Origin of the sequence: Pseudomonas morbosilactucae (assembly GCF_023241665.1) — a bacterium.
Lineage (GTDB): Bacteria > Pseudomonadota > Gammaproteobacteria > Pseudomonadales > Pseudomonadaceae > Aquipseudomonas > Aquipseudomonas morbosilactucae.
Window position 1 is genome coordinate 1 of the sequence record NZ_JALQCX010000013.1, and the last position, 24,099, is coordinate 24,099.

The 24,099-nt window shown below is 63.4% G+C and carries 20 protein-coding genes and 1 pseudogene; 13 read left to right on the forward strand and 8 right to left on the reverse strand.

The features are described from left to right. Positions 1–109: 109 nt before the first annotated feature. Positions 110–1,498: an aminotransferase-like domain-containing protein gene (locus tag M1B35_RS09515; RefSeq protein ID WP_268261774.1), complete on the reverse strand. Its 1,389-nt coding sequence runs from the start codon at positions 1,496–1,498 to the stop codon at positions 110–112. 309 nt (positions 1,499–1,807) lie between these two features. Between M1B35_RS09515 and M1B35_RS09520 the strand changes: the two genes are divergently transcribed. The 8 genes from M1B35_RS09520 to M1B35_RS09555 all read left to right on the forward strand — a co-directional run bounded on the left by M1B35_RS09520 (position 1,808) and on the right by M1B35_RS09555 (position 9,493). Beyond that, positions 1,808–3,010, forward strand: a complete 1,203-nt coding sequence (locus M1B35_RS09520) for a benzoate/H(+) symporter BenE family transporter (RefSeq protein WP_268261775.1) — start codon at positions 1,808–1,810, stop codon at positions 3,008–3,010. A gap of 213 nt (positions 3,011–3,223) precedes the next feature. After that, positions 3,224–4,597, forward strand: coding sequence for a carbohydrate porin (locus tag M1B35_RS09525; protein ID WP_268261776.1), 1,374 nt, complete (start codon positions 3,224–3,226; stop codon positions 4,595–4,597). Between the two features lie 107 nt (positions 4,598–4,704). Further along, positions 4,705–7,125: a glucose/quinate/shikimate family membrane-bound PQQ-dependent dehydrogenase gene (locus tag M1B35_RS09530; RefSeq protein ID WP_123328726.1), complete on the forward strand. Its 2,421-nt coding sequence runs from the start codon at positions 4,705–4,707 to the stop codon at positions 7,123–7,125. A gap of 246 nt (positions 7,126–7,371) precedes the next feature. Further along, positions 7,372–7,734 (forward strand): NUDIX hydrolase, encoded by a 363-nt coding sequence (locus M1B35_RS09535; protein WP_123328727.1) that lies wholly within the window; start codon positions 7,372–7,374, stop codon positions 7,732–7,734. Positions 7,735–7,940: 206 nt separating this feature from the next. Continuing rightward, complete coding sequence (locus tag M1B35_RS09540) at positions 7,941–8,243, forward strand: hypothetical protein (protein WP_123328728.1); 303 nt, start codon at positions 7,941–7,943, stop codon at positions 8,241–8,243. Positions 8,244–8,311: 68 nt separating this feature from the next. Then, the gene (locus M1B35_RS09545) at positions 8,312–8,743 is read left to right on the forward strand and encodes a HEAT repeat domain-containing protein (protein WP_268261777.1); all 432 of its coding nucleotides are present in this window, start codon (positions 8,312–8,314) and stop codon (positions 8,741–8,743) included. 32 nt (positions 8,744–8,775) lie between these two features. After that, a complete protein-coding gene (locus M1B35_RS09550) occupies positions 8,776–9,081 on the forward strand; it encodes a hypothetical protein (protein ID WP_268261778.1) in 306 nt (101 codons plus the stop codon). Positions 9,082–9,157: 76 nt separating this feature from the next. Continuing rightward, entirely contained in the window at positions 9,158–9,493 is a 336-nt protein-coding gene (locus M1B35_RS09555; protein WP_268261779.1) for a hypothetical protein, read from the forward strand. Between the two features lie 10 nt (positions 9,494–9,503). Here M1B35_RS09555 and M1B35_RS09560 read toward each other — a convergent pair whose 3' ends face one another. The 5 genes from M1B35_RS09560 to M1B35_RS09580 form a co-directional block, all read right to left on the reverse strand. After that, a complete protein-coding gene (locus tag M1B35_RS09560) occupies positions 9,504–11,846 on the reverse strand; it encodes a putative bifunctional diguanylate cyclase/phosphodiesterase (protein WP_268261780.1) in 2,343 nt (780 codons plus the stop codon). A gap of 277 nt (positions 11,847–12,123) precedes the next feature. After that, the gene (locus tag M1B35_RS09565; protein ID WP_123328733.1) at positions 12,124–12,543 is read right to left on the reverse strand and encodes a group I truncated hemoglobin; all 420 of its coding nucleotides are present in this window, start codon (positions 12,541–12,543) and stop codon (positions 12,124–12,126) included. Then, positions 12,543–13,406, reverse strand: coding sequence for a DUF3034 family protein (locus M1B35_RS09570; RefSeq protein WP_268261781.1), 864 nt, complete (start codon positions 13,404–13,406; stop codon positions 12,543–12,545). The genes M1B35_RS09565 and M1B35_RS09570 overlap by 1 nt, the downstream gene beginning before the upstream one ends. A gap of 5 nt (positions 13,407–13,411) precedes the next feature. Next, on the reverse strand, positions 13,412–15,769 hold the full coding sequence (locus tag M1B35_RS09575) for a putative bifunctional diguanylate cyclase/phosphodiesterase (RefSeq protein WP_268261782.1): 2,358 nt from the start codon (positions 15,767–15,769) through the stop codon (positions 13,412–13,414). Next, on the reverse strand, positions 15,753–16,433 hold the full coding sequence (locus tag M1B35_RS09580; protein WP_268261783.1) for a methylamine utilization protein: 681 nt from the start codon (positions 16,431–16,433) through the stop codon (positions 15,753–15,755). Before M1B35_RS09580 ends, M1B35_RS09575 begins: the two co-directional genes overlap by 17 nt. A gap of 274 nt (positions 16,434–16,707) precedes the next feature. Here M1B35_RS09580 and lon point away from each other — a divergent pair. From lon to cmoB, 5 genes and pseudogenes are all read left to right on the forward strand, one after another. Next, a pseudogene (gene lon, locus M1B35_RS09585) lies at positions 16,708–19,127 on the forward strand (endopeptidase La). A 166-nt stretch (positions 19,128–19,293) separates the two neighbouring features. Further along, a complete protein-coding gene (locus M1B35_RS09590) occupies positions 19,294–19,686 on the forward strand; it encodes a protease inhibitor I42 family protein (RefSeq protein ID WP_123328738.1) in 393 nt (130 codons plus the stop codon). Position 19,687: 1 nt separating this feature from the next. After that, on the forward strand, positions 19,688–20,323 hold the full coding sequence (locus M1B35_RS09595; RefSeq protein ID WP_123328739.1) for a lysoplasmalogenase: 636 nt from the start codon (positions 19,688–19,690) through the stop codon (positions 20,321–20,323). Between the two features lie 67 nt (positions 20,324–20,390). Continuing rightward, the gene (cmoA, locus tag M1B35_RS09600; RefSeq protein WP_185039078.1) at positions 20,391–21,173 is read left to right on the forward strand and encodes a carboxy-S-adenosyl-L-methionine synthase CmoA; all 783 of its coding nucleotides are present in this window, start codon (positions 20,391–20,393) and stop codon (positions 21,171–21,173) included. Next, positions 21,170–22,126: a tRNA 5-methoxyuridine(34)/uridine 5-oxyacetic acid(34) synthase CmoB gene (gene cmoB, locus M1B35_RS09605; protein WP_268261784.1), complete on the forward strand. Its 957-nt coding sequence runs from the start codon at positions 21,170–21,172 to the stop codon at positions 22,124–22,126. The genes cmoA and cmoB overlap by 4 nt, the downstream gene beginning before the upstream one ends. Before the next feature lie 108 nt (positions 22,127–22,234). Here cmoB and tadA read toward each other — a convergent pair whose 3' ends face one another. Next, positions 22,235–22,723: a tRNA adenosine(34) deaminase TadA gene (gene tadA, locus M1B35_RS09610; protein WP_268261785.1), complete on the reverse strand. Its 489-nt coding sequence runs from the start codon at positions 22,721–22,723 to the stop codon at positions 22,235–22,237. Next, complete coding sequence (locus M1B35_RS09615) at positions 22,723–24,099, reverse strand: multicopper oxidase family protein (protein ID WP_123328742.1); 1,377 nt, start codon at positions 24,097–24,099, stop codon at positions 22,723–22,725. Before M1B35_RS09615 ends, tadA begins: the two co-directional genes overlap by 1 nt.

The following is a 24,099-nucleotide window of genomic DNA, read 5'->3' on the forward strand; positions in this document are numbered from 1 at the left end:
GCTTGCCAGCGATGGCGTCCGTGAGAACGATGTCCGCTCCAAGGCCTATCGCCGGCAAGCCGGCTCCTACAGGGCGAGGGCGTTCGTGAGAGCGATGTTCGTTCCGGGGTTAGCGGTAGCGCCGTGGGTCGGCGTCGATCAGGCTGGCCAGTTGGGTCAGGGCAAAGCGCAGCTCATCCTGGGTGGTGGGCGACATCAGCACCACCCGCACACAGCGCGAACTGACGCCGCGCTCCGCCTGGAACTGAGTCCCACTCATCACCAGCACGCCATTGGCCCGGGCCAGGGTGGCGAACTCATCGCCGGTCCAGGGCTCCGGTAAGGTCAGCCACAGGTGATAACTATGGGGCTGGGTCTGCACCTGCAGGCCGGCAAAGACCTCGCGGGCGATGGCCTGGCGCGCCGCCGCCTCGGTGCGCTGGGTTTGCACCAGCTTGCGGTCCAACCCCTCGACAATCACATTGCTCGCCAACTGCGCCGTCAGGGGCGAGGGCATCCACACGCTGCTGCGCACCATCGAACTCAGGCGCGACAGCAACTTCGGCGGGCTGTAGAGATAGCCCACGCGCAACGCCGGCATGATCGCCTTGGACAGGCTGGTGAGGTACACCGAACGCTCCGGCGCGTAGGTAGAAAGCGGCTTGATCGACGGATCGGTGGCGAGAAACCCGTAGATGTCGTCGTCGATGATCAGGAAGTCGAACTCTTCGGCAATCGCTGCGATTTGCGCGCGACGCCCTGGCGACATGATCGCCGTGGTGGGGTTCTGGCAACTGGCGACGCACACCAGCAACGCCGGTTTTTCCCGCAGGCACTGCTCGCGCAGGGCCTCGGGAATCATCCCCTCCTCATCCATCGCCACACCCCGCAGGCGCCGCTCCAGGCCATGGGCCACGGAGAGAATGCCCGGGTAACTCAACGACTCGCAAAGCACCAGGTCCCCGGCATTGCTCAGAGCACCGATGGCCACCATCAGCCCGTGCTGGGCACCCGAGGTGATCACCACTTGCTGCCAATGGGCTTCGGGCAACGCGTGCCGCAACCACTGGGCACCGGCCTCGCGATGGGCCGGGTGGCCGCCGTCCGGGGCATAGTCCAGGGCGCGACCGAAGTCGCTGCTGCGGGCCATGCCCACCAAAGCACCCCGCAACCAGTACTCCAGGGTTTCGCTGTAGGGCTTGATGATCGACAAGTCCAAGGCTTCGGATTGCCCCAGGGACAGGGACGGCGCGCTGGACCCTTCAGGCACCATCAACGCCGGTTGCGCCAGCACATAAGTGCCGCGCCCCACCTCGCCCTGCACCAGGCCACGACGCTGGGCTTCGCTGTAGGCGCGGCTGATGGTGCCGGGGGTGACGTTCAGGGTGACCGCCAGCTCCCGCAGGGTCGGCAGGCGATCACCGTCATTCAACAATCCGCTGCCGATATCCCGCGCCAGGGCGTCAGCGATGGACAGGTAGACCGGCTGGTTGAACTCGCTTAACTGGGGAACCCACATAGAGGCTGATGACCCTCGGCTGCGTTGAAGTGGGCCGGAGCATATCACAGGCCATCACTCGCCTCTTGCATCGACTCAATCAGTGGATTGATTCGATTAACACGCACATGAAAAACCGCAGGCGACTCGATAGATTTTTTATACCCCCTATAAATACTTATAAATCATCAAGTTAATTCCTCACAAAGAGCTTCAGAGATAAAACCAAGTCGAGAAACAATTGAATCGATTCAATTCGTTGAAATACACTCAACCACCATCAACTCAATCGATTCAATCCCACTCCCACTCCACGCCAGTCGAGATGCCATGCACAGTCTCAGAAAGGACCTGTCCCTCTCCGCCGTGATCGCCGGCCTGATCGCCGTGATCATTTCCTACGCCGGCCCCCTGATCATAGTGTTCCAGGCCGCCCGCGAAGCCCACTTGCCCAGCGACCAGGTGTCATCCTGGATCTGGGCCATCTCCATCGGCAGCGGCCTCACCGGCCTGCTGCTCAGTTGGCGCTTGAAGGTGCCGGTGATCACCGCCTGGTCCACGCCCGGTGCGGCGCTGCTGGTGTCGATGCTGCCAACGGTGTCGCTGCCCCAGGCCATCGGCGCCTACATGGTCGCCTCGTTGATCATTGCCGTGGTCGGGCTTTCCGGGGCTTTCGACAAGCTGATGAGCCGCCTGCCCAAGGCCATTGCCGCCGCCATGCTGGCGGGCATTCTGTTCCGCTTCGGCGCCGGACTTTTTACCTCGGTGACCCTGCAACCGGCCCTGGTGCTGGCCATGATTGCCGCCTACTTGCTGGGCAAGCGCCTGTCACCGCGCTACGCGATTCTCGCGGTGCTGCTGGTGGGCTGTGCAGTGGCCGCCGGCCTAGGTGAATTCAACGGTGGCTCCATCACCCTGGCAGTGGCCCAACCGATCTTCATGGCCCCCGAGTGGAACTGGCACGCGATCATCAACATCGGCCTGCCCCTGGCCCTGGTGACCCTCACCGGGCAATACGTCCCGGGCATGGCGGTGATGCGCAGCGCCGGCTACACCACCCCGGCGCGCTCCATCGTGTCCTGGACGGCCCTGACGTCAGTGCTGCTGGCACCCTTCGGCTCCCACGGCATCAACCTCGCGGCCATCACCGCCGCCATCTGCACCGGCCGCGAAGCCCATGAAGACAAGGACAAGCGCTACATCGCCGGGATCGCCTGCGGGCTGTTTTACCTCCTCATGGGGGTGTTTGGCGCGACCCTGGCGTCGGTGTTCGCCGCCCTGCCCAAGGAGCTGATTGCCGCCTTGGCCGGCCTCGCCCTATTCGGCGCCATCAGCGCTGGCCTGAGTGGTGCCATGGCTGACGAAAAACAACGGGAAGCGGCCCTGATCACCTTTCTGGTGACCGCCTCCGGCATGAGTTTCCTCGGCCTGGCGGCGGCGTTCTGGGGCTTGATCTTCGGCCTGGTGGCTCACGGCGTGCTCACCTACACCCGGGACAAGTCCGTGCTGGGCGCGGCGCAAAACCCGCGCTGAATCAGGTGGCGCCATCGCCACTGTTACCAAATTCGAAATGCTTCATGTCAAGAAAAGCGCTTTCTCTCCACGAGACGGCGCTTTATCCTTCCCGTCCCAAAGCAGAACCGTTTCACCTTCTCTTGTAAATCAGCCGTTTGCCGTGGTGCTTCGCCCCGCCGCATGCCGCCTGATGCCAGCCCATTTCTAGAAAAAGACTGCCATTTCATCCTTATGCCTGACGTACCTACTTTTAAAGACAGCGCTGTCTCACACCCCAATGCCCGCCACAAAGCCCTGGCTCTGCTCAGCGCCCTGGGGTTTGCCAGCTGCGCTCACGCGGCGCCCGCCTTCGACAGCGACTCGACCTGGATGCTCGGCGACTGGAACGGCACGCGCACAGACCTGGCTCGCCAGGGCTACGACCTCAAGATGGACTACGTCGGCGAAGTGGGCGCCAACCTGCACGGTGGCTACGACCATGACCGCGCTGCCCGCTACAGCGATCAGTTCGCCTTCGGCAGTCACCTGGACCTGGAGAAGATCCTTGGCTGGAGCGACGCCGAGTTCCAGCTGACCATCACCGAACGCAGCGGCAACAACATCAGTAACGACCGCATCAACGACCCTCGGGTCGGCGGCTTTACCTCGGCCCAGGAGGTCTGGGGCCGCGGCCAGACCTGGCGCCTGACGCAAATGTGGTACCAGCAGAAATTCTTCGACCAGAAGCTCGACATCAAGGCCGGCCGCTTCGGCCAGGGCGAAGACTTCAACAGCTTCCCCTGCGACTTCCAGAACCTGGCGTTCTGCGGCTCCCAGGTGGGCAACTGGGCCGGCAGCGTCTGGTACAACTGGCCGGTCAGCCAATGGGCACTGCGGGTCAAATATCACCTGACCCCGGAGCTCTATGCCCAGGTCGGCGCCTACGAGCAGAACCCGTCCAACCTGGACCGCGGCAACGGCTTCAAGCTCAGCGGCAGCGGCACCCAAGGCACCCTGCTGCCAGTAGAACTGGTGTGGACGCCCAAGCTCGGCGGGCTGCCGGGCGAATACCGCGCCGGCTATTACTACAGCAGCGCCAAGGCCAGCGACGTCTATAAAGACGGCAACGGCCAGCCAGCGGCCCTGAGCGGCGACGCCTACCGCAGCAGCTCGAGCAAGCACGGCCTGTGGCTGGGCGCGCAACAGCAGGTCACCAGCCTGTCCAGCGACCATTCCCGGGGCTTGAGTGTGTTCGCCAACGTGACGATGCACGACAAGAAGACCAACGCCATCGACAACTACGTCCAGGCCGGCCTGGTCTACAAGGGGCCGTTCGACGCCCGGGCAAAAGACGATATCGGCTTTGCCGTGGCCCGGGTCCACGTCAACCCGGCGTACCGCAAGAACGCCGAGGCGACGAACCAGGCCAACGTGGTCTTCGACTACGACAACCCGGCCTACCTGCCTGTGCAAGACACCGAATACAGCGCCGAGCTGAACTACGGCGTGCACCTGAGCAACTGGCTGACCGTGCGCCCCAACCTGCAGTACATCCGCCATCCGGGCGGTGTCGACCGGGTCGATGACGCACTGATCGGCGGGATCAAGATCCAGAGTTCGTTCTGATCCACCTCGCTGCGCCGAACACTTTTTTGCTGAACCATGCCCGCGCCTGAACGTCATCTACAGTGAACAAGCGCGGGAACACTCTTAACGTCACGGAGAACCACACTATGAGCACTGAGGGTGCTTCAAGTCCTAGCCGCCTGCTGCCGAATCTGCTCGGCATCCTGCTGCTGCTAATGGGCCTGGCCTTGCTGGCCGGGGGGATCAAGCTGAGCATGCTCGGCGGCTCGCTGTACTACCTGCTGGCCGGCCTCGGCCTGATCGTCACCGGCATATTGCTGCTGGCGGGGCGCAGTGCCGCGCTGGGCCTGTACGGGGTGGTGCTGTTCGCCAGCTCGGTCTGGGCACTGTGGGAAGTCGGCCTGGATTGGTGGCAACTGGTGCCGCGCCTGTCGCTGTTCTTCGTCTTGGGCGTGGTCCTGCTGCTGCCCTGGTTCCGCCGTCCGCTGCTGCGCAACGGCCCGGCGCCCCTGGGCACTGCGGTACTGAGTGTGGCCGTGATCCTCGCCGGCGGCTCGGCCATCGGCAGCCAGTTCACCCACCCGGGAGAAATCTCCGGCGAACTGGGCCGCGACACCAGTGACCTGGCCAGCACCGCACCGGCCATGCCCGAAGGCGATTGGCAGGCGTACGGCCGCACCGAGTTCGGTGACCGTTATTCGCCGCTGAAGCAGATTACCCCGGCCAATGCCGGCCAGTTGCAGGAAGCCTGGCGCATCCGCACCGGCGACATGCCGACCGCCAAGGACCCGGTGGAGATCACCAACCAGAACACCCCGCTGAAGGTCAACGGCATGCTCTATGCCTGCACCGCCCACAGCAAGGTGCTGGCACTGGACCCGGACACCGGCAAGGAAATCTGGCGCTTCGACCCGCAGATCCAGGGCCCCAACGGTGATGACTTCCGTGGCTGGGCGCACATGACCTGCCGTGGCGTGTCGTACTACGACGAAGCCAACTTCACCAAGGCCGACGCCATCAGCACCCCGGCCACCCTGTCGGACGCTGGCAAGGCGATTGCCGCCAGTTGCCCGCGTCGCCTGTTCCTGCCGACCGCCGATGCGCGCCTGATCGCCATCAATGCCGACACCGGCAAGGTCTGTGAAGACTTCGGCACCAAAGGCGCCGTGGACCTCAAGGCCGGCATCGGCCCGTTCACCCCGGGCGGCTACTACTCCACCTCGCCTACCGCCATCACTCGCAACCTGGTGATCATCGGCGGCCACGTGACCGACAACGAGTCGACCAACGAGCCTTCCGGCGTGATCCGCGCGTTCGACGTGCATGACGGGCACCTGGTGTGGAACTGGGACGCCGGCAACCCCGACGAAACCACCCCGCTGCCGGCAGGCCGCACCTACACCCGCAACTCGCCGAACATGTGGTCCCTGGCCAGCGTCGACGAGAAGCTGGGCATGATCTACCTGCCCCTGGGCAACCAGATGCCGGACCAATGGGGCGGCAACCGCAGCCCGGGCGCCGAGAAGTTCAGCGCCGGCACCGTGGCCCTGGACCTCGACACCGGCAAGCTGCGCTGGAACTACCAGTTCACCCACCACGACTTGTGGGACATGGACGTGGGCAGCCAACCGACCCTGCTGGACATGAAGACCGCGGACGGCGTCAAGCCAGCACTGATCCAGCCGACCAAGCAAGGCAGCCTGTATGTGCTGGACCGTCGCGACGGTAAGCCAATCGTACCAATCCAGGAAGTACCGGCCCCTACCGGCGCCGTCGAAGGTGACCACACCGCGCCGACCCAGGCCCGTTCCGACCTGAACCTGCTGCCACCGCCGCTGGAAGAGAAAGGCATGTGGGGCGCCACGCCATTTGACCAGATGCTGTGCCGCATCCAGTTCAAGGAACTGCGTTACGAAGGCCAGTACACCCCGCCATCGATCCAGGGCAGCCTGGTCTATCCGGGTAACGTCGGCGTGTTCAACTGGGGCAGCGTCTCGGTGGACCCGGTCCGCCAACTGCTGTTCACCAGCCCGAACTACATGGCCTTCGTGTCCAAGCTGGTGCCGCGTGCCGAAGTGGCCGCCGACAGCAAGCGCGAAAGCGAAACCTCGGGCGTGCAACCTAACGCCGGCGCACCTTACGCAGTGATCATGCACCCGTTCATGTCGCCGTTCGGCGTGCCCTGCCAGGCTCCGGCCTGGGGCTATGTGGCCGGTGTCGACCTGACCACCGCCAAGGTGGTGTGGAAACACAAGAACGGCACCAGCCGCGACAGCTCGCCAGTGCCGATCGGCCTGCCTATCGGCGTACCGAGCATGGGCGGCTCCATGGTCACCGCCGGGGGCGTCGGCTTCCTCAGCGGCACCCTGGACCAGTACATCCGTGCCTATGACGTGAAGAACGGCAAGGAACTGTGGAAGTCCCGCCTGCCAGCCGGCGGCCAAGCCACGCCGATGAGCTACACCGGCAAGGATGGCCAGCAGTACGTGCTGGTGGTCGTGGGCGGCCACGGCTCGCTGGGCACCAAAATGGGTGACTACGTGATTGCCTACAAACTGCCGAAATAAGCGCCAACGGCCGTGTTGAAACAGGCGGCTACCTTCGGGTAGCCGCCTTTTTTTGTGCCTCGTTCAAGCCGTCGACCAAGGCTCGTTTAACTGTTTCAGGCTTTTTCAGGCTACGGAATGACTTTTGGCATCGTTTCTGCGTCGAAGCCAAATATGACCGTTTTGTGACAGATTAATGAATACTCCTGCCCCGCACCGCATTCATCCAGTGCAGCCCTTGTTCCAGCCGCCCATGAAGGTGCATCCATGAAAAACAGAGCCACCGTGATCTGCGCGCAAGATGGGAACATTCTTCTGGTGCGCAAGGACAAGCGCAAATGGGCCCTGCCCGGCGGCAAGGTCGAACCCGGCGAGTCGCCCGCCGAAGCCGCTGCCCGCGAACTGAGCGAAGAGACCGGGCTCGATGTCCAGGAACTGCTGTACCTGCTGCAATTCAGCAGCGGCAACGTGGTGCATCACGTGTTCGAGGCCTCGGTCAGCAACCCCCAGGATGCGCGCCCGCAAAACGAGATCGCCGCCATCCAGTGGCGCCCGTATGCCGTGGCCAGCGAGGTGGATGCAAAACCCGCCACCCGGACCATCATCAGTTCGTTTTTGCGGCGCCTGTAACCCCCTCAGCCCACGCCACCGTGAATACAGACTTTTCCTACCCCTCGTAGCGGACGCCACAGCTTGTTCCTCCGAGCGCCCCTGAGTATGGTTTGGCCTGTCACCGCCCCTTCATTGGCAGACGCGCGCCCCCTCTCTGTTTGCAGCCCGGCGCACCCCGCGCCGCTTTGTGGCCCCTCCCATCACGACGAGCCGGCATCCACACCATGACAACCCACCCAGGTGATCGCGCACCTGCCGAGCAGCGCTATATGTCCCTCACCAGTAACGACTGCAACATCCCCGCCTTGCTGATCGACACCCAGGTCCCGCTGGATGTTCTGCATGAAGCAGCGGCCCACCGCATCCGCGCTGCCGCCCAGTTGCTGGAAAACATCGCCAGCCACGACGACCTCCACAACAACCCCGCGTTGCTCCAGGATTTCGCCCAGTTGTGCGTCATCCCCCTGCGCGACGGTTGCGACCTGCTGGATGTGCTGGGGCGGCGCCTGCAGGAAAAGATCCTCTGAGCGCAGAAACGGGCTGGGAAGCCTCAACGAAATAGGGCAGCATCGGCCGCCACCACCGGAGAGGCATCATGCACAGGGACGACGCGGACAAGGGTTTTGAGCAGTTGGAGCACTGGCTGGGCGACTCGCCAGAGGCCCCCTGGAATGAATACATCACCGAGCACGTCGCCAAAGGCGTGCTGCACCAGTTCTCCCCCATAGCGTGGCAGCAGCTCGCCGATGTGCTGCTGAGCAAACCCGAATACTGGCAACAACGCTGTGCGACCGCCCTTGGGGAAGCCCCCACGGCACCTTGCATCGCCCTGCTGAAACGCCTGCTGGCGCAATCCCCCTACCTGGATGTTCGGGTCCTGGCGATCTACCACCTCGACTGGTGCGAGACGCCCATCGAGCAGCAGTACCGTTCGTGCATCCAGGAGGTCATCGCCCGCCTGCCCGCTGCAGAGGTCGAGCCTGAACTGACACGCCTGCTGGCCAAAGCCGAAGCCCGCGCCCACTGAATGCCTGCCCGGCCGATACCAAGGAACTCCCCTTGTTCGACTTGAACCTGCTCACGGGAAACATCCGCTTCGATGACCTCTCGCACCTGACCGATCAGCCCCTGGCCCGCCAACTCGACGCACTCAAGGAAGACCTGCTGCAGGTCGAATACCCAGGGCAACTGCTGCTGGACGTGGGCTGGTACCCCGAATTCGATAAAGACGGGGCCTTTCGAGTGCTGGTGATCAAGGACCAGGACTGGCAGCAGCCGCTGTCGAGCCAACAGGCCCGGAGCCTGGCAGCGTTGCGCGACCGCCTGGCTCAGGCCCAGGGCCTGCTGAGCGCGTTATGTCCGTAGCAATGATCGAGCGCCGCCTAACACCATCGTCCCCGATGGCCGCTTCCTTCCGCCTTCATCCACTGACAGGATCGCCATGAGCACTGAAAAACCGGCTTCATCCACCCCTGCCCCCGTCTTGCTGGAGGCCAACCAACAGATCGTGCTGCCGGGGCCGGTGGCCCTGGAGGCGTTGCGTGAGATCGAATACATACTGATTTCGCTGCGCAAGATTTCAGATCATGCCCTCTTCAACCCCGAGTTCGATTTCGATGCCGCCACGGCCGGTTTCGTGGTCGATGGCCAGGTGCGAAACCGCCTGGCCAAAGTGCGCAAGCTGCTGTCCGAACGTTTTGACAATAGCCTGGGGGCCGATGACATGGGCGATATCGAGCGCTATGTAGAAGACCTGGCGTTCTGGAAACCGGCCTGAGCACAGGGGCTCAGACCAGTACCCGCGACTTCGTCAGCCAGGTTTCGAATGCCCTCGCATCCAAGGGCCGGCTGATGAGGTAACCCTGGGCGGTGTCACAACACCAATCCTTCAGCAGCTTGAGGCTGCCGGCGAACTCCACCCCTTCCGCCACCACCTTGAGACCCAGGTTGTGGCTCATTTCGATGGTCGAGCGCACGATCACCGCGTCACCGCTGGTGTCGTCCAGGTTGCGGATAAACGACTGGTCGATCTTCAACTCCTGCACCGGCAAGCGCTGCAACTGCGCCAGGGACGAATAACCGGTGCCGAAATCGTCCACCGACAGGCTGATGCCGCAGCCACGCAAACGCTGCAACACCGCCAGCGCCTGTTCCGGGTGACGCATGATGGCGCTTTCGGTGATCTCGAACACCAGTTGCCCGGCCGACACCCGATAGCGCTGCAAACAGGCATTGACCCGTGTCGCCAGCCCCTCGTCCTCCAGGTCATTGGCCGAGATATTCAGCGATAGCTGCACAGACAACGCCCGGCGATTCCACTCGGCCAATTGGCGAATACCCTCCTCGATGACCCAGGCAGTGAGGCTGCCCATGCTGCCAGTGCGCTCCGCCAGCGGGATGAACTCTGCCGGCGAGACCACACCGAACTCGGGGTGCTGCCAACGCAGCAAGGCCTCGGCCTGATGCACATGGTTACGGCGAAGATCCAGTTTGGGCTGGTAATGCAGGAACAACTCACCCTCCGCCGCGGCCCGGCGCAGGTCGCGGATCAGGCTGATCTGGCGCTGATGAGCCAGGTCGCGATCCTGCTGGTAGATCTGCAAATAGCCCGGGGCACTGGCGGCGTCGTGACGGGCAATGGCCGCGCGGCTGATCAACTCTTCGGCGGACTGGCCATCCGTGGGGTAAGCCGCCACGCCGATGCAGATCTGCCGCCGCACTTCGTCGCCATTGATCACCTGAGGCCGGCTGAGCAACGTGTGCAAGCGATCGGCCATGGCCACCGCACCATCGACCTGGGTGTTTTCCAGTAACAACAGAAACTCATTGGCGGTGATGCGCGCCGCCGTGTCGCCCAGGGACAGCGCCTCCGACAGGCGTCGACTGGCCTCGCGCATCATCTGCTCCAGCCCGTCAGGACCGACCCCTTCATTGATCGCCCGGTAGTTGTCGATCCCCACGTACAGCAACACCACGCTGCGGCGCGCGGCAATCGTGCTGCTCAGGCGTTCCATGGCCAAAGCGCGATTAGGCAACCCGGTCAGCGGGTCGTGCAGGGCGTTATGGGCCAGTTGCCGTTCACGGGTGGCAATCGCGCTTTGCATGGCGTTGATAGCCTCGGCCAGCACCCCGAACTCATCGCTGCGCCGGGCCACCACCGGGGTCTGGTAATTACCGTCACCGATGCGCCGAGCCGCCAGCGCCAGCCCCTCAAGCGGCCGGGACACCCGACGCGCCATCAGCAAGGCCGCAAGCAGCGACAACAGCAAGGCCACCAGGGCGATCCCCAGAAACTGGCTGTCCAGGGGCGCAAAGGCTTCCAGCGAATGCTCCAGGGGGCTCTGCAACAGCGCCAGCACCTTGGGGTCTCGAGTGTCGCCGGTGTTGGCCAGTTGCAGGGCCTTGTTCAGGAAACGCTTGCCATGGACCTCGCTCAATTGGGGCAGTGCTTCCCATACCGAGTCGCCCAGGGCGCGGATAATCGGGGTCCAGAACGGCGCCTCTTGAGTGCTGAACAGTTCACCAGGCGTCTGGTTATCCACCGCCAGAAACGACACTTCCAGGTTGCTCATGGAGCGCAGCTCTTTGGCGAACTGGTCATCCATGGCAAACCCCATGACCACTCGGGCGATGGGCAACGGCGACAACACATCCCCCTGCACCAACAGAAAAGGCCGACCATCGATGGCGACGATCAGCATGCTTTTGTGTTGTCGCAAGGCCAGGCGCAAGGCCCGGTCGTAGGGAAAGGGTTGATCGCGAACGATGCTCGCCAAGGTACTGGCGATCACCGTGCCCTGCGGGTCGAGCACGAACAGTTGACTGGAACGAATACCGCTACGGTGCTGCCCCAGGGCCGCGAGGATATCCGCCGGTTTGCCACTGAGCACGGCACGGCGGAACTCCGAATCCTCCACCAGCCAGTCCACCCCGTGCTGCAGATTGCGCCCACGCAGGTCGAGCAGGCGTTCGAAGACCCGGGAGCCGATGTTCAGTTGAATCTGCGCCTGCTTTTCCACCGCCTGGTTGGTGGCGGTTTTCACCGCGAAATACACCGCACCGATCAACACCAGCAGCAGTACCGCCAACACTCCGGCAATCCGTGCCTGAAACGTCTGGCGCCACCTCATGAACGGGGGCTCGACGGCACAGCAAACCGCTGCACAGCAGACAACAGGGCCGTGGGCGAGGCGCGCCTCACGCTGAAAAATCCGTTCTTCATACCCAGTCCTCTGAGGAGCCGAATGCGAGCGTCAAATAAATGCCTATTGCAATAATAGGCAGACAGCTCGATCAGATTAATCCTCTAGAAGCGGAAGAGCACGCACTAATACGGGGGCTCAGGCAGACATTTAATTGACGCCAGCGTCTAGCAGCCCACCTAAGTGAATCCTGGAAAACACCCATTCAGCGTTCGATGACCTCGCCACGCATCGGCGCCAGGCGAGCAATCAGACGGTTCTGCACCGGCACTGCGATGCCCTGGCTGTCCATCGAGGCGATCAGGTCTTCCACTAGGGCGTTGAAATCGCTGCGGCTGACATTCTGTCCCTTGTGGCTCTCGGCCATGGTGTCGCCGGTGTAGGTGCAGGGACCACCGCTCTCGAAACAGAACTGCTCGATCAACTTGTCTCGCAGGCGCTGGATATCGATCTTGCGAAAACGCTCGACGATCCGCGGGTCGCGGGCAATGTTCAACAGCATGCCTTCGACGATGCGAGTGATCCCGGGGAGCTGCCCCAGGTCTCGGTAGAGGCTGTCATCACGGGCCGGTTGCTGCGCGCAGGCACTGAGCAACAGCGTCAGGATCAAGGGCAGGACACGCATCAGAAACTCCCCTGCAAGGACAGATAAGGCCCGTTCTGGTGATCCAGGGTGGCGATCTCCCCCAACCGCGCATACGCCAGGACGATCGACAGGTGTTTGTTGGGGAAGTAACCGAGAAACAGGTCGGCCCAGTCGCTTTCCCCGGAGAACGACAGGTTGTCGGGTTTCTCCCGGTACTCCACACCCAAGGCCCAGCGCGGGTTGAACAACACCGCAAGCGAACCTTCCTTGAGCAGGCTGCGGCTGTCCCGACGGTCGCCGCCAAAACCCAGCAACCCGGTTTCGTTGGCCCGGCTGTAACGCACACCACCATTGAGCAACAAGTTGTAGCCAAAGGCCGCGCCCACCAGCAGGCGACTCGCGCTCAGGTAGGCTTCGCTGTCGCTGTCACGGCGTGCGCCCACCAGGCTGGGGATCAGGAAATTGCGCTGATGCTTGTATTGCACACCCAGGGACACCTGGGGCAGCGAGTCGTAGATCAGGTCGCCGAACAGCCGCACTTTGACCCCGAACACGTCCTGGCTGAGGTTGTCCTCGGGCAAGCCGAGCTTGTGCACCAGGGAACCCAGGTCGAAACGCTGGCGGGCGAAGGACAACTCGACACGGTTGTCATACGCCAGTGCCAGGCCGGCCACATCCAGGCGGTAGTCCGGCAAGTTGACGCTGGTGGCAAAGGCGCTGGCGCCCCACTCGCCCTGCTCGCCATAACCGGTGAGCACCGCCCAGGGCGTGATGCCGCCACCGGCGGCACCTTCGATACTGCTGGCGCCGCCTGTGGCCAGTAACCGGCCGTTGTCCGCCAGGGCCGTGGCCGTCTGCAGCGCAGCCAGGCAACCCAGTAATACCCATCTACGTAGAGTCATAAGCATCAATGAACCAAGGAAGTCTGTGCCGCCAGGGGTAAAGCCACCCAGGCCTCGAACGCCGCCGCACTCAGCGGCCGGCTGATCAGGTAGCCCTGGGCAGTGTCGCAATGCCAACGCTCAAGCAAACGCAGGCTGTGTTCGTATTCCACGCCCTCGGCCACCACCTTGAGCCCTAGGTTGTGGCTCATCTCGATGGTTGAACGGACGATCACCGCATCCTCGCTGGTTTCGTCCAGGTCGCGGACAAACGACTGGTCGATCTTCAACTCTTGCACCGGCAGTCGCTTGAGGTGGGCCAGGGAGGAATAGCCAGTACCGAAGTCATCCACCGACAGGCTGATGCCGCAGTCACGCAAGCGATGCAGCACCTTCAGCGCACGCTCCGGCTCCTGCATCACCGCACTCTCGGTGATCTCGAAAATCAACTGCTCGGCCGGCACCCGACAGGTTTGCAACAAGGCTTTGACCCGACCCACCAGATCGACGCCGAGCAAATCCTGGGCGGATATGTTCAACGACAACTGCAAGTGCAGGCCCCGGCTGTTCCACTCTGCCAATTGGCGCATGCCTTCGCCGATCACCCAGTTGGTCAGGCTCTGGATGCTGCCGGTGCGCTCGGCGAGGACGATGAACTCCGCCGGCGAGACCATGCCGAACTGCGGGTGTTGCCAGCGCAACAGGGCTTCGGCCTGGCGCACCCGACCCTGGCGAATATCCAGCTTGGGTTGGTAATGCAGCAGCAATTCGCCGTTGTTGGCGGCGTGGCGCAGGTCGCGGATCAAGGTCACCTGACGTCGATGGGCCAGGTCCCGGCCCTGCTCGTAAACCTGCAAGCGCCCCGGCATCTGCGCCGCATCTTTCATGGCGATGGCCGCCCGATCGAGTAACTGCTGGGCCGACTGGCCGTCTTCGGGGAAGGCCGCAATGCCCAGGCGACAGTCCAGGGCCACATCCTGCCCGGCCAGGCGCTGGGGCTTGAGCAGCAATTGCTGCAACTGGTCGGCAATGGCCACGGCGCCGTCACTGCCGAGGTTTTCCAGCAACAACAGAAACTCCCCGGCAATCAGGTGCGCCACGCTGTCGCCAGGCCGCATGGCTTGCTGCAGGCGTTGCCCAACGTCCTGCAGGGTCAGGTCGACCAGCGCCGGGCCACCGGCCTCGTTGACCGAACGCAGGTTGTCGATACCCAGATAGACCAGCGCCATCGGCCGCTCCGCGGCGATCGAACTGCCCAGGCGCTCCATGGCCAGCGCCCGGTTGGGCAACCCCGTGAGTACATCGTGCAAGGCATTGTGGGCCAGTTGAGCTTCCCGTTCGGCAATGCCGCCCTGCATCGAGTTGATGGCCTTGGCCAGCAACCCCAGCTCATCACTGCGGCTCAGGGCCACGGGGGTCTGGTAATTGCCCTGGCCGATGCGTGCGGCCGCCTCGGCCAAGGCGCGCACCGGTTGCGACACGCTACGGGCCAGCAGCAAGGCACCGGCCAGGGACGCCAGCAAGGCTGCCAGGGCGATCAGCAGGATGCGTCGGTCCAGGGGCAAAAACACCTGCATCGCCGCATCCTGGGGGCTCTGCAACAGGGCGATCACCTGGTGGTCATTTTCATCCTGGCTGCTGGCCAGGGTCAGGGTCTGGCTGAAGAAGCGCTGGTGCAAATGCTCCACCAGTTGCACGTCACGGTGCTGAATGTTCTTGAGCATCAGGTTGACGATGCTCTCGCCCATGGCGCCAGGTTGGGTACTGACCAAGGCCCCTGGCTGCTGCATATCCACCGCCAGGAACGACACCTCCAGGTTGGTCAGGGAGCGCAGTTCCTCGGCGAAGGCCTCGTCCATGCTGAAGCCCATCACCACCCGGGCAATGGGCAGGGGCGCCAGCACGGGCGCTTCTACCAGCAAGTGCGGCTTGCCCTGGACCGGCACGATCAACATGCTCTGCCGGGCACTGCGCGCATCGCGCAAGGCTTGGTCAAAACGAAACAGCGAACCGTCCGGCATGTTCTCCAGGGTGCTGGCCAGCACGTGCCCGTCCATGCTCAGGAGGATCATGTCGCTGGCGCCGATGCGCTTGCCGTGGTTGATCAGCACCGAGCGGATGGTCGGCGAATCACCACTGGCCACCGCATCGCGAAAACCGAAGTCGGCCGCTAGCAGTTGCACGCCATCGTTCAAGCGCCGACCGCGCACTTCCAGCAGACGCTCGAATACCCGCGTACCCACCGCCAACTGCTCATAGGCCTGGGTGCGCACAGCGCTGTTGGTGGCGGCCTTGACGCTGAAGTACAGCGCGCCGATCACCACCAACAACAGCAGGATCAATACGCAGGCGACCCGCGCCTGGAAACTACTGCGCAGTTTCACTGGCAGCTCGCTTGAAGGCATCGCCAAAGGCACTCGGCGCTGGCGGCGTGGGCATGTCTGCGGACAGTGGCTCCAGGGTCAGTTGAAAGGTCTGCTGCGCCCCCTGGGCCGGAATCTGCACCGAGCCACCAGCCTGGGGTTGCAGGTCACGAACCTGAGGGTGCCACAAGGTGGCCTGGTAACTGCCCGCCGGCAATTGCTCCAGGGTCAGGTTGCCCTGGGTATCGGTCACACCGAAACGCGGGTCGTCGGTGACGTACACATAGCCCAGCATCCAGTCATGGATGTTGCAGCCGAGCACCACCACGCCCGGCTTTTCGAACAGCACCGGGTCCGAGGGCGTGCCTTCATACAAGCGCAGTTCGAAGCGTTTGGTCGGTGAAAAGGAATACACCTGGTGGCGGATATTGTCGCTGTTGGGAAACTTCACCGGGGTGCCGGTGTGAACGGCCAGCACATGGGGGGCGAACTCTTTGTCGCGCTGGTCCATGTCGGCCTTGAGCACGCCGGCAGGCTGGCCGAGAGGCCCTTGCAAGGTAACCACCGCGTCTTTTAACGGACGGCCGGCGGCGTCGAGTACCTGCACCTGCAGGTTGGCCGCGCAGGCAAAGGCACTGACCAGCCACAGGCCGGCAACCGCAATACTGGAGTGAATCCTGGCCATGCAAATCCCAAAAACTTGATAGAACGGACGGCCAGCCTTGGCATGAGTACCCACCGCGAGGAACGCAGCTGTGCAGCATGATGCCGCAAGCAAGGCAATTTGCCATCACTGCATCCGCACAAGGGGCAGACCGTTCGTCCGACAAAAACTGATACAAACGGTCAACTTCTGTAAAGCTTTCGGCCGCAATCAGAAAAGCTGAAGTCCGCGCCGCCATTGAAACCACTCGCCGGGTGCCCCATCTAAGTGGCATACCCCATTGCGCAGGTGCCCCATGAGCGACCAGCAAGCCTTCCCCGAAGACCTCAGCGACTACGCAGACCCGGAAAACGCCGAATCCCAGACCTCTTCCCACACCGGCCTGGCCCTACCCGGGCAGAATCTTCCGGACAAGGTCTACATCATCCCGATCCACAATCGGCCGTTCTTCCCGGCGCAGGTGCTGCCGGTCATCGTCAACGAAGAGCCCTGGGCCGAAACCCTGGAGCTGGTGAGCAAGTCCGAACACCATTCCCTGGCCCTGTTCTTCATGGACACACCGCCCGAAGACCCACGGCATTTCGACACCTCGGCCCTGCCGCTGTACGGCACCCTGGTCAAGGTGCACCACGCCAGCCGCGAGAACGGCAAACTGCAATTTGTCGCCCAGGGCCTGACCCGGGTGCGCATCCGTACCTGGCTCAAGCACCATCGCCCGCCGTACCTGGTGGAAGTCGAATATCCCCACCAGCCGACCGAGCCCACCGACGAGGTCAAGGCTTACGGCATGGCGCTGATCAACGCGATCAAGGAGCTGTTGCCGCTCAACCCGCTGTACAGCGAAGAGCTGAAAAACTACCTCAATCGCTTTAGCCCCAACGATCCCTCGCCACTCACCGACTTCGCCGCCGCACTGACCTCGGCCACCGGCAACGAATTGCAGGAAGTGCTCGACTGCGTGCCGATGCTCAAGCGCATGGAGAAAGTCCTGCCGATGCTGCGCAAAGAGGTGGAAGTCGCGCGCCTGCAGAAAGAGATCTCTGCAGAAGTGAACCGCAAGATCGGCGACACCAGCGCGAGTTCTTCCTCAAGGAACAGCTCAAGGTGATCCAGCAAGAGCTGGGGCTGACCAAGGACGACCGCAGTGCCGACCTCGAACAATTCGAGCAGCGCCTGCAAGGCAAAGTCCTGCCGCCCCAGGCGCAGAAGCGCGTCGAGGAGGAAATGAACAAGCTGTCGATCCTCGAGACCGGCTCGCCGGAATACGCGGTGACCCGCAACTACCTGGAATGGGCCACCGCGGTGCCATGGGGCGTGTATGGCGAGGACAAGCTCGACCTCAAGGTCGCACGCAAGGTCCTGGACCAGCACCACGCCGGGCTCGACGACATCAAGAGTCGGATTCTCGAATTCCTCGCGGTGGGTGCCTACAAGGGCGAGATCAGCGGCTCCATCGTGCTGCTGGTGGGGCCGCCGGGGGTGGGCAAGACCAGTGTCGGCAAATCCATTGCCGAATCCCTGGGCCGGCCGTTCTATCGGTTCAGCGTCGGCGGCATGCGCGACGAAGCCGAGATCAAGGGCCACCGTCGCACCTACATCGGGGCCCAGCCGGGCAAGCTGGTGCAGGCGCTCAAAGACGTGGAAGTGATGAACCCGGTGATCATGCTCGACGAGATCGACAAGATGGGCCAAAGCTTCCAGGGCGACCCGGCGTCGGCGCTCCTGGAAACCCTGGACCCGGAACAGAACGTAGATTTCCTCGACCACTACCTGGACCTGCGCCTGGACCTGTCCAAGGTGCTGTTCGTGTGCACCGCCAACACCCTGGACTCGATTCCCGGGCCATTGCTCGACCGCATGGAAGTGATTCGCCTGTCGGGCTACATCACCGAAGAAAAAATCGCCATCGCCAAACGCCACCTGTGGCCCAAGCAGTTGGAAAAAGCCGGGGTGGACAAGAGCAACCTGAGCATCAGCGACAGCGCCCTGCGCGCGGTCATCGACGGTTACGCCCGGGAAGCCGGGGTTCGCCAACTGGAGAAGCAACTGGGCAAACTGGTGCGCAAGGCGGTGGTCAAGCTGCTGGACACCCCGGACGCGAAAATCAAGCTCGGCCCCAAGGACCTGGAGGCGTCCCTGGGCATGCCGGTGTTCCGCAACGAGCAGGTTCTCAGCGGCACCGGTGTCATCACCGGCCTGGCCTGGACCAGCATGGGCGGCGCCACCTTGCCCATCGAGGCGACGCGGATTCACACCCTCAACCGCGGCTTCAAGCTCACCGGCCAACTGGGGGATGTGATGAAGGAGTCGGCGGAGATCGCCTACAGCTACGTCAGCTCGCACCTCAAGCAGTTCGGCGGCGACGGTAAGTTCTTCGACGAGGCCTTCGTCCACCTGCATGTGCCCGAAGGCGCCACGCCCAAGGACGGCCCGAGTGCCGGGGTGACCATGGCCAGCGCGTTGCTGTCCCTGGCACGTAACCAGGCGCCGAAAAAAGGCGTGGCCATGACCGGCGAACTGACCCTGACCGGGCACGTACTGCCGATTGGCGGGGTGCGGGAGAAAGTGATCGCGGCGCGCCGGCAGAAGATCCATGAGCTGATTCTGCCGGAGCCCAACCGCGGGCACTTCGAAGAACTGCCGGACTACCTGAAAGAAGGCATCACCGTGCACTTCGCCAAGCGCTTTGCGGACGTGGCCAAAGTGTTGTTCTGACCCCTGCACCGGCTCCTGCGGGCGACAACCCGCAGGAGCCGGCTAGGCGGCCTTTCGCCGGCCGGCGAATACACCTCACGTCTCAGCCCCTTTCCGCTGGCCCACACTGCGCAGCATCTTCAGTTATGCTCGCCGTTCGTCATGAATGATCGGAGCCCGCTGCCCCATGCCCCCCATCCGCCTGCTCGCCCTTCTCGGCGTGGCCTTGCTCAGCGCCTGCGCCAGCCAGCCCAAACAAAACGTCACCCTCGATGACCAGGACGACTGCCCACTGCCACTCAAGAGCGGCCAGAACCTGATCCTCACCTTGCCTAGCAATCCGACCACGGGTTACCGCTGGGCCATCCAGGACTCGGCAGGCGGCGTGCTGCGGCAAATCAGCCCCGAAGTCTACAGCAACCCGGAAGACAGCGGCCTGGTGGGCAGCGCCGGGCAATCGACCTGGCGCTTTCAAGCCTTCGCCCAGGGCAACGGTCGCCTGCGCCTGACTTCTCAACAACCCTGGGCCCCGGAAGTGCCACCCGTCGAGGTCTTCGACTGCTCGATCACGGTCAACTGATATGGGCTGGCTGATTCTCGCGCTGATGGGCGCAGCCACCTTTCTCTACGGCGTCAGCGTGCACGCAACCCTGCTTTGCCTGTTGGTCAAACCCTTGCCAGTATTGGCGCTGTTGGGCTGGTTGCACGATGCCCCGGTCAGCGATTACCGGCGCTGGATCACCCTGGGGCTGTTGTTCTCACTGTTGGGCGATGTCTTGCTGGCCTGGCCCACGGACCTGTTCGTGTTTGGCCTCGGGGCCTTCCTCGTCGCCCACCTGGCGTACCTGAAAGCCTACTTGAGCGACTGCCGACGCCTGGCGCTGCTGCCGCTGCTGGTGGCCCTGGTGATTGGCGCGGGGCTGTTGAGCCTCCTCATCTCACACGGCCTGGGCCCGTTGCTGGTTCCGGTCATCGTCTACGCCCTGGCCATCAGCGCCATGCTCTGGCGCGCCCTGGCACGCCTCGGTACACAAGTGCCGAAGCGCTCGGCAGTGCTGGCGGCAGTGGGTGCCCTGAGCTTCGCCTTCTCCGACAGCCTGATCGGCATCAGCCGCTTCGTGACGGCCTTCGATGCCGCGCCGTACCTGATCATTGTTTTCTACTGGCTGGGCCAGTGGGGCATTGCCGCGTCAGCGTTCAGCCAGAAGCCGCGCTAAACCTTGTGTCGCCCTCAGGGTCCTGAAGCCCCTTCGGGCCTTATCGCAGCCAGCGGCAGCGGCTACAATGCCGCCCCTTATTTTTATCGCCATCGCCGGAACCGCCGTGAGCAAAGAACCCGATCGCCTTTTCGCCCAGCCCCTGGCCCAGGTGCCCGACTTCGCCTTTAACGAGGATGTGGTGCGGGTGTTCCCGGACATGATCAAGCGCTCGGTGCCGGGTTACCCGACCATTGTCGAAAACCTTGGCGTGCTCGCCGCCCAGTTCGCCCAGCCGAACAGCGTGCTCTACGACCTGGGCTCGTCCCTGGGTGCGGTCACCCAGGCCCTGCGCCGCCATGTGCGCACCGACGGTTGCCGGGTGATCGCAGTGGATAACTCGGCGGCCATGGTCGAGCGTTGCCGGGAATACCTCAACGGCCAGGACTCGATGTTCCAGGAGCTGCTGCCGGTGCAGGTGATTGAGGGCGACATCCTCGCCCTGGAGTTCCAGCCGGCCTCGGTGGTGGCGCTGAACTTCACCTTGCAGTTCATTGCGCCGGAACAGCGCACCGCCCTGCTCGCACGTATTCGCCAGTCGTTGCTGCCCGGTGGGGCGTTGATTCTCTCGGAGAAACTGCGCTTCAACGACAGCGAGGAGCATGCGCTGCTCACCGACCTGCACATCGCCTTCAAACGCGCCAACGGCTACAGCGAGCTGGAAATTGCCCAGAAGCGCAGCGCCATCGAAAACGTCATGAAGCCCGACAGCCTCGAAGAACACCGCGAGCGCCTGCTGGCTGCCGGTTTCTCGAAAGTCGTGCCGTGGTTCCAGTGTCTTAACTTTGCCTCGTTGATTGCCTTGCCATGATTGATCTGTCCCCCCTCGCCCGCCGCCTGGCCGGCACCCCCCTCGCCGAGTGGGCCGCCAGCCTGCAGGGCCAGCTCGACGCCAAGATGGAGAAGGGTCACGGTGATCTGGAGCGCTGGCAGAGCGCCCTGGATGCCCTGCCGAAGATCCAGCCCAGCCAGGTCGACCTGCTGCACGGCCTGACCCTGGACACCGAGTGCGACGACGCCACCCGGGCGCAGATGCATAGCGCGCTGATGGGCCTCTCGCCCTGGCGCAAAGGCCCGTTCGACCTGTTCGGCGTGCACGTGGACACCGAATGGCGCTCGGACTGGAAATGGTCACGGGTGGCCCCGCACCTGGATTTGAACGGCAAGCGCATCCTCGATGTGGGTTGCGGCAATGGCTACTACATGTGGCGCATGCTCGGCGCTGGCGCCCACAGCGTGATCGGCGTGGACCCCAACTGGCTGTTCTTCTGCCAGTTCCAAGCGGTGCAGCGTTACCTGTCAGAGCCGTCGGTGTGGCACCTGCCCTTCCCCTTCGAAGACCTGCCGGCCAACCTGGAAGGCTTCGACACGGTGTTTTCCATGGGCGTGTTCTACCACCGCCGTTCGCCTATCGAGCACTTGCTGGCCCTCAAGGACTGCCTGGTCAAGGGTGGCGAGTTGGTGCTGGAAACCCTGGTGATCGAAGGCGATCAGCATCAGGTGCTGGTGCCTGAAGACCGCTATGCGCAGATGCGCAATGTATGGTTCCTGCCCTCGGTGCCGGCCTTGGAGTTGTGGCTGCGGCGCGCAGGCTTCAGCGACGTGCGCTGCGTGGATGTGAGCGTGACCAGCGTCGAGGAACAGCGCGGCACCGAGTGGATGAAGTACCAGTCCCTCAGCGACTTCCTGGCCCCCAACGATCACAGCAAGACCATCGAGGGCCTGCCGGCGCCGATGCGCGCAGTGATTGTCGCAAAAAAATAGATCCCGCCTTCTTGTAGGATTTGGCTTGCCAGCGAAAACGCTCGCATGAGCGGTGCAAGGCTCTAGGGCCTTTTCGCCGGCAAGCCGGCTCCTACGTGGCTGGTAAGCTCAGCGCGCTCGACGGGCTTTGAAGAATTCGCTCAGCACCGTGCCGCACTCTTCGGCCAGCACGCCGCCTTCGAACAGCACCCGGTGGTTGAGAAAAGCCTGGGTGAAAAACTGCCCCTGGCTCTGCACGATCCCCGCCTTGGGCTCCAAGGCGCCATACACCACGCGGGCAATGCGCGAATGCACGATCAGGCCGGCGCACATGCTGCAGGGCTCGAGGGTCACGTACAGGGTGCTGCCGGGCAGGCGATAGTTGTTCAACGCCTGGGCGGCCGCCCGAATCGCCACCATCTCCGCGTGAGCGCTGGGGTCGCTGCCGCTGATGGGGCAGTTGTAGCCGCGGCCGATGACTTGGCCATCCTGCACCAGCACCGCTCCCACCGGGACCTCGCCCAAGGCAGCGCCCTGGGCCGCCAGCGCCAGGGCTTCGCGCATAAAGTCCTGGTCACGGCTGCGGTCGATGATCGGCGAAGGGCGAATCTGCCGCATCAGGCCACCTCGATGGCGGCCATCAGGCCGGTTTCCATGTGGTCGATCACGTGGCAGTGGAACATCCACACGCCAGGGTTATCCGCCACCAGCGCCACCCGGGCCCGCTCGTTCTTGCCCAGCAGATAGGTGTCGGTGAAATAAGGGGTGATCTTCTTGCGGTTGGAGGCAATGACCTTGAAGCTCATGCCGTGCAAGTGGATCGGGTGCTGATACTGGGTCATGTTCTTCAATTCGAAAATGTAGCTGTTGCCCTTCTTCAAGGTCGCAATCGGCCGGTCGGCACAGGTCTTATCGGTGATGTCCCAGGCCTTGCCATTGATCTGCCACAGGCTCGGCGGCTTGCCATTATCCACGTTCACCGAGACCGAGCCCACCCACTCGAAATTGAAGTTGAGCTTTTCGGCATTTTCCAGGTCCGGCTCGGCAATCGGGTTGGCTGGCAACGCTGGAGGCCAGGCGCCCGGCGCGTCGCTGTTGGCCACCGAACGGAAAGTGCCCAGGCGCACTGGACCATTGCGCAGCGACAACTCCTCGCCGGCAGGCGGTGCCTTGATCGCCAGGCAGATGCGCATGCCCGGGCCCAACCAGTACTCCTTGCCCAGGGGGCGCGGCTCGATAGGGTTGCCGTCCAAGGCGTAGATCTGCGCCTCGACGCCGGGAATATTGATGCGGTAGGTCAGGGTGTTGTCGAGGTTGAGCAAACGTACCCGGGTGATCTGCCCGGCCGGCAGATCGACCACCGCCTGGGGCACACCGTTGATGGTCGACAAACGGCCGGCGGTGCCACCCCGGGCGGCTTCCCGGGGGATGCTGAAGGGTACGAAAGCGCCCTCTTCATCCACGTGCCAGCTTTTCAGGCTCAGGGTGCGTTCGTGTTGAAAGCCCGTGGGCTCGCGCTCTTCGATAATCAGCGGGCCCACCAGGCCACGGCCCAGCTCTTCGCTGCTGCTCACATGGGGGTGATACCAGTAGCTACCGGCATCCGGCACACGGAACTTGTAATCGAAGTATTCCCCCGGCAGCACCGGCAACTGGGACACGTAAGGCACGCCATCCATTTCCAGCGGCAGGCGGATGCCGTGCCAGTGAATGGTGGTGGCCACCGGCAGGTGGTTGATGAAACGCACCCGCAGCCACTCGCCTTGGCGTACCCGCAGTTCGGTGCCCGGCGCCGATGGGCCGAACGCCCAGGCCGGGGTCTTGTGCCCGGCCACCAACTCCACGTCCAGGGGGGCGGCAATCAACTCGTAGTCGTGCCCCGCCTCGGCGTCGGCGCGCTTGCCCAGCCAGTACCGCGACGCGCCGCCAGCCCCCACGCCAACCACCACAAGACCGGCCAGACCACCGAGTATTTGTCGACGAGTAAAGGACAT